General features: G+C 43.8%; 13 protein-coding genes. 5 read left to right on the top strand and 8 right to left on the bottom strand.

Going from position 1 to position 13,634, the window contains the following annotated elements; genetic code table 11:
- Position 1: 1 nt before the first annotated feature.
- The 3 genes from BLU99_RS03295 to BLU99_RS03305 are packed head-to-tail and all read left to right on the top strand — an operon-like array spanning position 2 to position 3,391.
- Positions 2 to 1,459, top strand: coding sequence for an MBOAT family O-acyltransferase (locus BLU99_RS03295; RefSeq protein WP_091899723.1), 1,458 nt, complete (start codon positions 2 to 4; stop codon positions 1,457 to 1,459).
- Between the two features lies 1 nt (position 1,460).
- Positions 1,461 to 2,372, top strand: a complete 912-nt coding sequence (locus tag BLU99_RS03300) for a hypothetical protein (protein ID WP_091899724.1) — start codon at positions 1,461 to 1,463, stop codon at positions 2,370 to 2,372.
- The gene (locus BLU99_RS03305) at positions 2,369 to 3,391 is read left to right on the top strand and encodes an acyltransferase family protein (RefSeq protein WP_091899725.1); all 1,023 of its coding nucleotides are present in this window, start codon (positions 2,369 to 2,371) and stop codon (positions 3,389 to 3,391) included. Before BLU99_RS03300 ends, BLU99_RS03305 begins: the two co-directional genes overlap by 4 nt.
- Here the strand turns inward: BLU99_RS03305 and BLU99_RS03310 are convergent.
- Positions 3,383 to 4,099 (bottom strand): IspD/TarI family cytidylyltransferase, encoded by a 717-nt coding sequence (locus tag BLU99_RS03310; protein WP_091899726.1) that lies wholly within the window; start codon positions 4,097 to 4,099, stop codon positions 3,383 to 3,385. The two genes, BLU99_RS03305 and BLU99_RS03310, sit on opposite strands and share 9 nt — an antisense overlap.
- Before the next feature lie 152 nt (positions 4,100 to 4,251).
- Here BLU99_RS03310 and BLU99_RS03315 point away from each other — a divergent pair, with 152 nt between their 5' ends.
- Together BLU99_RS03315 and BLU99_RS03320 are read left to right on the top strand one after the other, a co-directional pair.
- On the top strand, positions 4,252 to 4,992 hold the full coding sequence (locus tag BLU99_RS03315; RefSeq protein ID WP_143065705.1) for a polysaccharide deacetylase family protein: 741 nt from the start codon (positions 4,252 to 4,254) through the stop codon (positions 4,990 to 4,992).
- Positions 4,993 to 5,019: 27 nt separating this feature from the next.
- The gene (locus BLU99_RS03320; RefSeq protein ID WP_091899728.1) at positions 5,020 to 6,321 is read left to right on the top strand and encodes a sialate O-acetylesterase; all 1,302 of its coding nucleotides are present in this window, start codon (positions 5,020 to 5,022) and stop codon (positions 6,319 to 6,321) included.
- A gap of 4 nt (positions 6,322 to 6,325) precedes the next feature.
- Here the strand turns inward: BLU99_RS03320 and BLU99_RS03325 are convergent, their stop codons facing one another.
- From BLU99_RS03325 to BLU99_RS03355, 7 genes are all read right to left on the bottom strand, one after another.
- The gene (locus tag BLU99_RS03325) at positions 6,326 to 7,477 is read right to left on the bottom strand and encodes a glycosyltransferase family 4 protein (protein WP_091899729.1); all 1,152 of its coding nucleotides are present in this window, start codon (positions 7,475 to 7,477) and stop codon (positions 6,326 to 6,328) included.
- Entirely contained in the window at positions 7,474 to 8,538 is a 1,065-nt protein-coding gene (locus BLU99_RS03330; RefSeq protein WP_091899730.1) for a glycosyltransferase, read from the bottom strand. Before BLU99_RS03330 ends, BLU99_RS03325 begins: the two co-directional genes overlap by 4 nt.
- Before the next feature lie 12 nt (positions 8,539 to 8,550).
- Complete coding sequence (locus BLU99_RS03335; RefSeq protein ID WP_091899731.1) at positions 8,551 to 9,312, bottom strand: glycosyltransferase family 32 protein; 762 nt, start codon at positions 9,310 to 9,312, stop codon at positions 8,551 to 8,553.
- 95 nt (positions 9,313 to 9,407) lie between these two features.
- The gene (locus BLU99_RS03340; RefSeq protein WP_091899732.1) at positions 9,408 to 10,532 is read right to left on the bottom strand and encodes a glycosyltransferase; all 1,125 of its coding nucleotides are present in this window, start codon (positions 10,530 to 10,532) and stop codon (positions 9,408 to 9,410) included.
- Positions 10,529 to 11,383, bottom strand: coding sequence for a glycosyltransferase family 2 protein (locus BLU99_RS03345; protein WP_091899733.1), 855 nt, complete (start codon positions 11,381 to 11,383; stop codon positions 10,529 to 10,531). The genes BLU99_RS03340 and BLU99_RS03345 overlap by 4 nt, the downstream gene beginning before the upstream one ends.
- A gap of 10 nt (positions 11,384 to 11,393) precedes the next feature.
- Positions 11,394 to 12,419 (bottom strand): glycosyltransferase family 2 protein, encoded by a 1,026-nt coding sequence (locus BLU99_RS03350; protein WP_091899734.1) that lies wholly within the window; start codon positions 12,417 to 12,419, stop codon positions 11,394 to 11,396.
- 3 nt (positions 12,420 to 12,422) lie between these two features.
- Positions 12,423 to 13,574 (bottom strand): glycosyltransferase family 4 protein, encoded by a 1,152-nt coding sequence (locus tag BLU99_RS03355; protein WP_091899735.1) that lies wholly within the window; start codon positions 13,572 to 13,574, stop codon positions 12,423 to 12,425.
- Positions 13,575 to 13,634: the final 60 nt, after the last annotated feature.

The following is a 13,634-nucleotide window of genomic DNA, read 5'->3' on the forward strand; positions in this document are numbered from 1 at the left end:
GATGGTAGTCAACTCTCTGTCTTTCTTGTGGTTTTTCTTGATTATTCTGGTCATCTACTATATATGCCAGACAAAGAGAAGTCTGCAGAATCTTTTTCTTTTGGGCTGCTCGTATTGGTTCTATTCACAGGTGGGCATCAAGATGGCAGGAGGACTAGCAGCTCTGACACTTGCATTCTGGTTTCTCGGCAAGGGCGTCAGTCATTATCTTGACAAGGAAGACGAGCGTAAGGCTGCCATACTGACCAACGCGGGAGTAGTCATCGGCATCGGTGCTCTGTTCTATTTCAAATACCTCAATTTCTTTGCAGAGTCCATTGTATCATTATCCTCAGCCGTAGGACTACACCTTAGTTGGACAACGCTACACCTGGTTGTCCCCATAGGTCTAAGTTTTTTCACCTTCAAGTTGATGAGCTACGTGCTGGACATATACAACGGTAAGATTCATCAGGAAAAAGACCTCATATGCTTCGCGAACTTCATCGCTTTCTTTCCGACAATCCTATCCGGCCCTATCGACCGTCCCAAGCCTTTCCTCAAGCAACTTAATCAGGTACGAGTCTTTAACCCGGACAACTTCACACTTGGCTTCAGACGAGTCCTATGGGGAATGTTTCTGAAAATGTGTATCGCCGACCGGCTGGACATTTATGTGAGCGCTATCTGGAACAACTACGAGCACCATTCTACGATATCCATCATCTTTGCATCATTACTATATCCGCTCCAAATGTATGCCGACTTCGGCGGATACAGTGAGATGGCTATTGGTGTCGCACTGATACTGGGATTCAAGGTGACAGAGAACTTCAAACGGCCATTTTTCGTCACAGACATAGCAGGGTTCTGGAGCAGATGGCACATGTCACTGACGAGTTGGTTGACAGACTATGTGTTCCTGCCTTTGAACATTAAATACAGAAAACTGGGTGTCAACGGCACCATCATCGCCATTATGCTTAACATGGCATTTATTGGCATGTGGCACGGTGCCGACTGGACCTTTCTCATCTTCGGTATCTACCAAGGACTCTGGTATATCCCTCTGATGAGAAACGGTGCATTTTTCAAAAAAAGGAAAATTGAGGTCAACTCACATGGCTGGCCCACTCAGCCATACGTGTTGAAGATGGCAGGACTATACCTGATCGTTGCCTTTGGTTTAATGTTCTTCCATTCGTCGACCCTCTCTGAGTTCTTCAACATTTGGAGTTGTATCTTCTCACACTGGTCGGGTGGTCTATTTATAGATATGGCCACAATGTGCAATGCAGCCTTTTGCACAATCGCCCTGATATATACAGATATCCAAGAAGAATGGTTCCCCAAGACGACAATTCCCCTTCCGCGAGTGATGGACCAATGGAAGTATGAATTAACGATGGCTTTTGAGATCGTCTGTATCCTGCTCTTCGGTGTATTCGACAATAACCAGTTCATTTATTTCCAGTTCTAAAATGAAAAAGCTACTCATACATATCGTCATCATCGCCTGTCTGTTCTTTATTATGGATCGTGCGTTGGGAACTGCGTTGGGATATCTGTATCGGCAATCGAATGCGACAGACGAGTACAAGATTAGTTATTCGAACGAGAGCACCTACGACTCGTTGCTCTTCATCGGCAGTTCGAGATGTCTGCACCATTTCATACCTTCGGTTTTTGAGAAGGGACTCCAGATGTCATGTTACAATGCCGCCGACTGGGGCATTAAAAATATCTACTATCATTATGGATTGCTGGGGAATATCCTATCTCGCTATACCCCCAAGATCATCGTCTTCGAGATTCATCCCTGCGACTGGCTGAACACGCCCTACTCGGGAAAAGAGCGGGCTGGATCGTTGGCCCCATATTGTGGGATGAGTGAAACCTGTGACGAGATGCTGAAACTCTCTGGGAATTATTGGCCTTACCGTCTGTCTATGGTCTACAGATATACTGGAAGCCTGCCTAACCTAATTACTGGCAGTCATGGTTCCATGGACAGGAGTCTGAAAGGTTGGAAACCGTTGGACGGAACACTCGACACCACTGGTGTTAAAGCAGAAGAATACCCATACCCTATCAGTTCAGAGAAAGCACAACTGATGAAAAGGTTTATTCAAGACTGTAAGTCAAAGGATATCAAGCTGTTTATAACCGTTTCGCCCATGTATATATGTTCGCAGGAAGATATATATCGTTTCCCTAAGGAACTGGCGCAGGCAAACGGCATCCCCATCATAGACCACTTTAGGGATAGTGCATACGTGGGACACGCAGAACTATTCTATGATTTTGGTCATCTCAACAGACAAGGTGCGGAGAAATTCTCCAAACAACTATGCAATGAATTGAAGGAACGACTAAGGGCTGACAACTTATGAGGGAGCGCATCAACTGGATTGATTGGGGAAAATGCATGGCTGTATGTACCGTCGTATTCTGTCATTTGCCCCAGTCTCAAGAGTGGTTTTACTATCGCTTTCTCCAGGCAACCATCATTACCGTATTTTTCTGGGCATCAGGCTACTTAAAGAAGGACAGGGAGAGTACGAAAGATCGTTGGCACAAATACTGGATAAGCCTTATTCTCCCCTACCTCCTGTATAATGCACTCGTCTACCCTTTCTGGCTGGTCAGATTCTATCTGCAAAATGGAGGGATGCCTGATCTGTTCCATGCTATGCGTCCCATCCTCGGCGCCCTGCTGTTCCAACACGAAAACTCTTTTACAGAACCCTTGAACGGTTCTCTTTGGTACCTGCCAGCTATCCTATTCATGCATCTTCTAATCGACTGGTGCAGGAAAGGACGGCATCTACATGCGATTATGATCACGCTATGTTTTCTCTCCGTTATTCTCTACGCCGCTAATAAGAGATACGAATTTTTACCGAACCTCACACCCATTGGCATCTTCAGTCGACTGCCCTATTACTATATCGGCTATGTCATGGGACAAAGAAAGATGTTCCGTCAGTGTCATTTCAAGAGGGATCTACTGATGTGTCTGGGTTGTTTTTCACTAAGTTTCCTTGTTTTCTTCTGGCACCTGCATGAAGGCAACTTTCTGTTGCATATCGTCCTATTCTACCCAGTGAACCTACTATTTCTGTTCGGGACCCTTTACGGCTGTTTGCTTCTGGATAGGTACAAAGCAAATATCGTCATCAATCTCTCCATCGGTACATTGGTCATCATTGGTCTCCATTACCCACTTGTCAGTCTGACCAATCTCATTCTCAAACATCTGCTCGGGCTTTCTGGAAACATCTGCTATCACTGGTATACAGCCCTTCCTGTCACCATCATTATCTTGGCAGTGCTCTATCCCATTATCGTGATTGCAAAGCGACACTTCCCCATATTATTGGGGAAAAAAGACGCAAAGGGATTATTTTAACCACTTGTCCTTCGACGTGTGCATCAAAGCCTTGAGAATCTCCAAATCCTCAATAGTCGTAACCTTAATGTTCTTCTCCGATCCTGGGACAATATGCATCTCCCGGCCACCTAATTCCGCACACAAAGTACATGAGGCAACAGAATCGGTGATACCCTTTTCCTTAGCCTCTTCATGTGCCGCAATAATATTCTTCAGACTGAAAGTCTGAGGGGTCTGAGTACGGATGAGTGTATCGCGAGGAATAGTGGTCATAGAAGAAAAGCCATCAGAACTCTCCAAAATCGCCTCCCGACATCTGATACCTGTCACGGCATAGCCATAGGCCTTGCAGGTAGCGATATTGCTGCTAATAATCTCCTGGGAGAGCAGGGGACGGACTGCATCATGAATCAACACAAGATCATTATCGTCATAACCTGCCTCCTTCAAACCATAGATACCATTATGGATGGACTCCATACCGGAATTTCCGCCAGGAAATATATGAGCTAGTTTCGTGATGTTAAACTGGTTTGCATAACTCTGCAACACCGTCTCCCACCCTCTCAGACATACCACAGCGATCTTTCCTATATCGGGGTGTTGTTGGAAACACAACAATGTATGGATAATGATTGGGGCACCATCGACATGCATAAACTGTTTGGGAATCTCCTGCCCCATCCGATTACCTGATCCGCCAGCAATTATAAGTCCTATATTCATAACCGTTTGACTTTTGTCGCGACAAAGATACGCATTTTTCTTTGTTTCTCCATAAGATACGGGGAAAAACATATAAAACCATTTGGAAGATTCAATATTAATCCCTATTTTTGCAGGAAAATGAATCGTAAAGACATACCACATATCAGAAAGTGAAACCCAAGCATTGGACAATCCTCACAACAGGAGGAATCATTCTCATAGCAGCATTTCTCTATCTGCGTGCTCCTATCATCATGGGTGATTGGACCAAGCAAACAGTATATCTTTCTGCCATCAATTATATACATTGTCAGATAGCGGACGCAAGTCCAAAGCTTCTACTCATTGATGACGATGCAGGAGATGGGATATATGAGATCAAAGACATCTGCGATGAACTTGGTATGAAAGCGACATACGCTATGATTCCAATGAAGACGAGTCGGGCCATCTGCGACACTTTAGTTGCTTGGCAGCGGGAAGGGTTTGGAATAGCCATTCACGGCTACAAACACCATCGATGGAAAGAATGGTCTGTAGACAGCATACTGGCCGATATAGGCCTCTGCGAGTCGTATATGAAACAGAGAGGTTTTGACATGAAGAAGATCAGGATTGTTGTCCCTCCATATGGTTGTAACACAAGAAATATCAGGGAAGCTATTCAGAGAAAAGGCTATCAGATGGTTACTGGGGCTCATATCATCAACCCTGATACAAGCGTCTTCCAGATAGGGCGCATCTTCATTACAAAAGACACGGATCCTTTGGAGGTAAAACGCCTCCTGCTTCGCGCCAAAGAAGGCAGAGCCTTTGCGGTCATAGGGACACACTCATCACATCCGGAGGAGTTCTCAAAGGAGAAGACCAAGACCATTCTGAAGATGGCACAAGATATGGGATTCCAATAACATACATAATTTAACAACATAACTCCGATGCACATTAACACAAGATACGTCCACAAGTTCCTCATAACTGCAAGCATAATCCTTATAGGATTCCTCGTCTATCAACATTTCAACAGGAAAGAGACAAACGACATACAGCGTGTTGTCCTATGTATTCCTGTATATGGGCAGAGCCTCGCTTTGGGAGAAGAGGCCGTCAGAATAACAGACTTTGACAGTCTAAGAATTAGAAACAACGGAAGAATCGTCACAGAGAACCTGGACCATGCGTTCGGCTATTATGACCACAGTAGTATATTAAAGCAAAACATCAAAAGGCTTCTCCACTATGACAAGAAAGCCTTTGAGTTATCTGTATATGGCATGGCAGAGACATTGGTCCGTCAGCTAGGGGTAGATACTCTTATCTGTATCTTCCCGGGAGGCCATGGAATGAACACCATATCGGATCTGATGAAACCATCTGAACCTTACAACAAGTTCATTAGTGAAGTTGCACATGCCTACAAGAAAGCGAAGGAAAAGGGATGGGAGTTCTTTGTTCCTGCCATCTGTTGGATGCAGGGAGAGTCGGATATTGCCAACTACCCCGATTACGACTATAAGAAAGTGTTCAGACAGATGTACCATAACCTTAACACAGATATTAAGCATATCACCCAGCAGAAAGAAGATGTACGTATGATCTGTTACCAAACAAATGTCATCACCAAGGGAGAGCGATACATGCCCAATCACTATGAGGGTACAGAGGCGCGTACGCCAGAAGCACTCATGGAACTTGTCAGGGATGACACGCTCGTATGGGCAAGTGGACCAACCTACCCATATTCTTTCGTAAGGGATGTGCTACATATCGACGCCATAGGTCAGAAGAGACTCGGCAACCTTGCGGCCAGATCGGTCCTGGGTATTCTACGCAAGGAGAAAAGAAATACAGGTGTGGTTCCCACCGAAGCAATTATCAATGGTCATGACATCCGCATTCTTTTTCAGGTACCCCATCCCCCACTTTGCATAGACACAAATAACGTCACGAAAGTAGCCAACTATGGTTTCAATGTTATACGAAATGACAATACGGACATCATCTCTGAAGTCAGATTGGATCGCGACACAATCGTCATCAAATGCAAAGAGTCGCCTATTGGGTGTAAGATCCGATACGCTATCAATGGTGAACGTAACAAGAGTGGTTGGAAGATTGGACCAAGAGGAAATCTACGCGACTCGCAAGGCGATAACGACTCCATCAGCATCCAAGGGAAACGATACCCCCAACATCACTGGTGCTACCAGTTTGAGATAATGGGTAAACAAAAAAAGTGACAGACTATTTCACGACACTCTCATAAAAGACCTCCCACTTTTTCATGATGACAGACGGTTTATATACCGTTGCTGCCGCATAAGCTTTCTCACCCATCGCCTTACGCTCTTGATCATGGGTTATCATCCATTCTATCTTCTTCGCAAGATCCGCCACATGCCCCTTCTCAGCCAACAAACCAGTCACACCGTCCTCTATGATCTCCCTCGGACCAGATGGGCAGTCAAAAGAGACACAAGGAACACCGCATGCCATCGCTTCTATCAATACCAGCGGGCGCCCCTCATACTCTGAGCTAAGAACCAGCATCTGACTCTTCTTATACTCCTCATATATGGTCTTCACGGGTTCATGTATGACCACACGTCCCTGGAGATGACTTTCTTGAATCTGCCTTTCCAAGGCCGCTTTCAGATCACCCTCACCGTATATATCCACATGCCACTTCGGATATTTGTCGGCTATCATTGAAAAAGCGCTAATGAGTCTGTCGATTCTCTTTTGTCCATTCAATCGTCCCACACAGATGATACGTCCCTCCTCTTTTGGCACATCATCTACCACTTCCGGATAATGTGTTACAGGATTAGGGATAACCGTTACATGGTCAGAATGTTTTCTCCAATGCTGTGCATCATTCTCTGTCAGTACCACCAGATGGGCACACTTTCGGAACTGATCCAAGAAATGTCGATAATAGAACCTTGTCAGTTTTACAATAATACCATTACCTGTATTACCAATCTTTTTAGTGATAAAATCATATGCATTATGGAATTCAGCGATAACAGGTATCGACTGTGCTGCATCCAAGACCACATTTATCAGGAACTGCCAATCAGACGCCAACACCACAACATCTGGCTGAAAATCTTTGAAGGTCTCCCTCAACGCGTTCCTCAACTGATGCTTCAGATGAAAGAAATGGTATAATCGTAAAGGAATCGGGAATCTAGATAAGGTAAAGAAACGGCAATCCAGATCCTTTAACAGGACCGAAGGGTTTAGCTGAAATGGCACAAGATGTGTTCCCTGCTCATACGACACCAACATGACCTGATGTCCATGATTAGACATGTAGTTCGCCTTGTCGATAATCACGCGTTCCGCGCCACCGACCAGTGCAAATGACCGATGTATAATCAACAACCTCATATCCAGCGAATTGCCTTACCGATTATATAAGATAGTCGTACACACATCCAGACAGGCAATGAACCCAGAATCTTGAAGAACAAATTGACAAGCCGATAACGCTTAAATTTGAGGATTTGCGCGTAATTGGAAGGATGACGTAGGTTTTGGCAAATTTCTTTATCTGTTAGTTTCCCATCAAATCGCTTACGATGTCTTAGAGCTATACAGACAGCACGGAAATCTTGTTTAAGCATCCTTGCACAATGGACACAATAGAAAGGACGGTCAACATATTGAAAAGAGTGTTCTAGCATAATACGATTTGCTTCAAACCACTTTTTTATACTTTTTACAGGTATCCGTCCCCCTCTAGCGCTATCCATGATAGATCCTTCTCGTTTTAAATAATTATATGTAACATTTGGCATTAAGACAGCTACTTCCACTAATGGATAATAATCATAAAAGAAAAGGATATCCTCACATGTTATAGGGTAGAAATGAAGATTATTTTTCCTTATGAACTCTATGCTGAATAATATATTCCATGACGTAAAACTTACATGGCGTCTATGATCTTGACAGACAAAATCTGCGAAAGCATCTTTCCCTTTTAACACTCTATATGGTTGTTCGGGGAAAGAATGTTCAACTCGATGCGTCTTATCGTACACAGTCCTAGCAACCGTATGCACTACATCTGCATGATGTTTCTCTGCCTCAGGGACCATAATACTGATGGTCTCGGGTTCAATATAATCATCAGAATCAATAAAGTACAAATACTTACCACTTGCATGGTCAATCGCGGTATTACGAGCCTCCCCGAGTCCCTTATTCTCACTATGACGAATTATCCTTATGGCCGATCCTCTTGGATGTTCAATTTGCAAATGTTTTACAATATCCATAGAGTTATCAGACCCACAATCATCCACGGCCAATATCTCTATGTTATCATATGTTTGATCTAAAACAGAAAGCAAACTCCTTTCTATAAAGGAGCACACATTGTATATCGGCATACCTATAGAAACTAGAGGCATGCTATTCTTTGAGTTGTCATATTGTTCTTCCATACAATTATGAGATTATTTCTTGAACTTCCACGGCATCAAGAAAACTTCCGCCTTACGGACGAGACGCTGCCCAAACAGTTTGACAAGGAAAGCACGAGCACGATAATAGGCTTTCGCCTTTGGTGAGAACCAAGAGTTCTGATAATGATGGATGGCATAAGTATAAGGAGTTATCTCTACCTCACGAGAATCAAAGACCTTCGGTGAGAAGAATGCGTCGTTAAACTCCAACACCTCCCTCTGCATATCCAATTTGCGGATGTTCAAACTATCGCCCAATGAGAGCACACGTATTGGCTTGATCCGCTCTATCTGCCTGATCATGATATCAGGAACAGTCTGGATATTCAGGCTTCCATCTTCATTGATAAACGGACGATCTGTATAGTAGTCCAGACAAGCCTTTATCCAGTCGCATCCCTTCTCGGCGCCCATGATAGCCGCTTCTGGGGTCTGCGCTTTCTCTGCTCCCATGAAATAAGGGAGATCAAGCAAGTCGTCAAAACTCTTAAGCACCTCCACATCGGAATCCAAATAGATTCCACCCATGTGATACAAAGCAAAGAAACGGATATAGTCTGCCGCAAAAGCATACTTTTTCTTCTCAAAAGCCTGTTTCACCCAAATAGAAGAATTCAGGTCAAACCGATTCGTATCCCATAGGATAACCTCATAATCTGGGAGATGTTGCTCCCACGTTTTGAGACATCTAGCGATCTTAGCAGGATATGGGTCACCACTTAACCAACAGAGATGTATGATCTTCGGTATCATAAGGCTTTCAGTTAAAGTATCATTCCTTTTCTAATTCTACTGGCAAAGATACAAACATTTTTTTATTCAAGCAAATTTTACTAAGCCAAATACCACTATTTCCGAGACAGGTGTTCAAACAGCTCTTTCCAAAGTGGCAAAATACGATCGGCCTTATACCGTTGAGAAGACAAGATCCCCGCTTGTCCCATCCTCTGTCTCAAGCCAGAGTTCTCCATCAACAAACAAACCTTTTCAACGAATTCCTCTTCACTACGGTCATGAACCAAGAAACCATCAATACGGTCTGAGATAATATCTGCCGGACCGTACGGACAATCGAAGGCGACAACAGGCAGGCCACAACTCATGGCCTCAGGAAGGACCAAACCGAAAGGCTCAAAGCGGGAGGTCAACAAAAGGATTGAATTCTCCTTGTATCGATTAAAGATATCCGGAGTAGGATCATGAACGACAATGTTCGCTTGCATCTTTTTTATCACAGGCAACAATCTGTCCTGCTCCTCTCCATATCCTCCATACAAATGCAGTTGCCAGTAGGGACATCGTTGATGTATCTTCTTCCATATCCGCAAAAGAGTTGATATATCCTTCTGGGTAGAAAAACGTCCCACAAAGATTGCAGACATCGCTTGACAATCGCTATATGAATCCGTATTATTAAGCGTCACCATATTCGGAATCACACAAACCCGAGGATTGATCTCCCGCCAGTCTTCTGCATCACCCTCCGTCAAGGCGACCACCATCTGAGCAGCCTTGACATCACGATTGTTACAAGCCACCTTGAAACGGGTATAGAAATCTGAGCCAAGAAATTCATGGGCACGACGAGAGGTATGTGACTCATACACCAAAGGTATATCACCCTTTACCTTGACAATAGTGCTTACCAACTCTGCTCTTGTACACACAATAACATCCGGACATACTTCTTGTATTTTCTGACGCAGACGTTGCTTGTACATACGGTTTAGTCTTAACCGTTTGATAAGTCTCACCAGTCCATGATTTTGGTACTGCCGATGGAGTTGTATTCCAAGATCATAGAAACGGACCTTAGGATTTATCGGATAAGGCAATTGGTGGCTTCCTTGGTTCAAGGTTACAAGACACACCTCATAGTCCGCCAGAGTTGCCAGGAGATTTGCTTTCTCTATCAACACTCTCTCCAATCCTCCCCAGATGGCAAGAGCATCGTTTACATACATGATTCTCATGGTTGCGGATTTAGTAGATTATCCTCTCTATCCTCATAATGGTCTTGTTTGGAAAAAATGCGCGTAATACCTCTACTCTGTATTCTGACATGTTGGACAAAACTCTGCCATAACGAATGAGAACCTATCGTGCCGTATCCAGTCACAGGACGGGCTTTTCGGTGATAAAGGAAGGCAATTTTTCCATACGGTTTCAATGACAACGCCAAGGATCCGTCTTCACCTCGGCGGATATCAGTTCGGATTTTGACACTTCTGGCATACTCCGTATTAAAGGCAAAAACCATCCCACGGACACATAGCTCTGGACGTTTAAAATGCTGCACATATAAGAAAGCATCCCGAACCAGTTCAAAAAGGAACAGTCCAAATGAGGAATGGTTCTCATCTGGGAAGAAACTCCAGAAAGAACTGACACAGGAAACACCTGGTTTTATCAGCTTCGACATCATCAGATCAATGTATCGAGGCGGATAGAGTGTATCCGCATCTATACAGAAATGAAACTTTCCACGGGCATGCGTCAACCCGCATTGTCGAGCGAAGCCTGGACTCTGTCGGGTCTCGTTGAAATAAGGCAGTCCTACACGCTGATAGACTTCCTCTGTCCGGTCTCCAGAATTATTATTTACACCAAGAATCTCTATTGGATATTGGGATGTCATTTCACTCAAAGACCACAGACAGGCGGCTAGTCGTCTCTCTTCGTTATAGGCAATGACCACTATCGATACGAGAGGATTTTCGCTCTGCTTCTGGGCTAGACGAGTCTTGATATCGTCAAGCACATCGTCAGGCATTTTGTCAAAAGACTTCCCGTAAATTGAAAGATATTTATCATACCACGCCATACAAAAAAAATTAAGATTGTCTCTTACATTGATTTATACACCATACAGTAGCCACACATAGAGAGGGCGGAAGTTTACCCAACACATATAATAGCAGATTACGCATGCGCATCTGACGAAAAGAACATATCTGGCGAAAAGAAGCCGGATGTGAAAGCATATCCCTCACCTCACGATTTGAGACCGAAGGACTTATATGTCTTCGATACCTGATAATGTGACAAGCCATATACAAGTCCGTCATCACGACATAATAGCACCGACGGGGATAATATTCTTTATCACATAAGCGTAGGGAGGATCTCTTCAGATAGTCAATCGTCTCCATATTCTGTATAATCTCTCGTTTCTCTATCATCTCTCTCTTCTGATAATGCGAAAGAGAACCTTCTCGACAACGATAGCAGTAGGTAACATTAGGTAGCAAGACTGCACGGGAGACTTCTGTTATCAAATCAAGAACAAATGCCATATCCTCCCAATAATTCGTTTCGATAAAGCGAAGTCGTTTCTCACACAACAACGCCAATTTCACCACGAAGTTGCACGCAGAAGCCTGGATTCCCCCATACCGGCGATAGGCATAATCGGCCAACTGATCTTTCTCAAGCAACAGAAGTGAAGGATACAAATATAAAGACTTATGGCCTGACAGTTCTATCTTTTCATATGAACCGAAAACAACCTCTGCATCATATTTCCGGACCTGACTCATCAAAAGTGAAATGCAATTCTCGTCGATAGTATCATCGGCATCCATGAAATACAGGAAAATACCTTGGGCCTTCTCAATAATCCTGTTCCTTGAGACTGCCACCCCCCTGTTCGTTTTATGTGACAGGATATGTATATCATCCCCCCGGGAATGTTCTCGTTGGAACTTACGAACGACATCCATCGAACGATCCGTACAACCATCATCTACGACCAAGAACTCTATCGAGGCATACGACTGATTCAAGGCAGACAACAAAGACTGAGTCAAATATGCCTCTGCCTGATAGACTGGGATTCCTATGGTCACGTCGTAATTCATTTTCTATTTCAACTGAGAGAATAATAAAGTCCACTGAGATGCGATTTTATCCGCATCATACTTCCTGGAGCTCAAACGAGCATTCTCCGAAAAACGACGTCTCAGTTCTTCATCCCCCATCAGAGCCATCAGTTTCTTCGACAATGCATGAATATCATTGGCTGGCACAAGGAAACCATCATGACCATCAGAAATAATTTCATCAGGTCCTGTGTGACAATCAAAGGAAACGACAGGAAGCCCACAAGACATCGCCTCAATCAAGACTAGACCGAAACCCTCGAAGCGAGAACTCAAAATAAAGACAGAACTATTCATATACTCCTGACACACATCAGAAACAGCACCATTCAACAGACAGCGCTGGGGATCAACTCCTAAATCAGAAATCAGTTGTCGGCACGACGACTGATCTCCCATGCCATAAATAGACAATTGCCAATCCGGGAACCGTTTCTCAACTTCCGCCCAGGCACGAATCAGCATATCGTAGCCTTTCTGATAGGCATAGCGTCCGATGGTTATCACCCTCTTTGTATGCACATCTGCTGAAGTTTTAGACTGAATGGGCAAAGGATCAGGAATAACTACAACATTTGACAATTCCGGCCATGCGTCCTTATTTTTCTCTGTCAGAACGACAAGTCTGTCCAATTTTTTCAGCTTTTCAACCAAACTACCCATCCATATTCTGGCAAAGACTTTCTTAAGAAGATTCGTATCATTTGCCTCAAAGTTACGATAATTCGATCTGTTGACGTGCAGTTCTCCAATCTTTTTACTGCCATCATGGATACCTGTTATGAAATTAATCTCACGACGAAGCATGCTAATCGTAAAATCAGGTCTGATACGCATCAGTTCTGCCCTCAGCATGCGTCGGAACTTCCACTGTTTATGGAGATATAGAATAACCTTCTTGAAGAACGAAGCCGTCCAAAGTTCTTCAAAACCCAGTTCCAGATTAACGACCTTTACTTGATCAGATAGAGGAAAGAATGACGAACGTCCCTTCCCTTCCGTCACAATTATCGTCACATCGTGTCCGAGATGCTCCGCGAAGTAGCTTGCCTTGAATGAAACAATTCGCTCTACCCCTCCAGCAGAATACAAGGCAGGTGTACAATATACGATCTTATATTTGGGATTTTTCATCCTCCATCAGATTATGAATACATCGCAAATGTACTAATTATTATCGGAAAAACAAAAAAA

This window comes from Prevotella sp. lc2012 (assembly GCF_900107065.1).
Taxonomy (GTDB): domain Bacteria; phylum Bacteroidota; class Bacteroidia; order Bacteroidales; family Bacteroidaceae; genus Prevotella.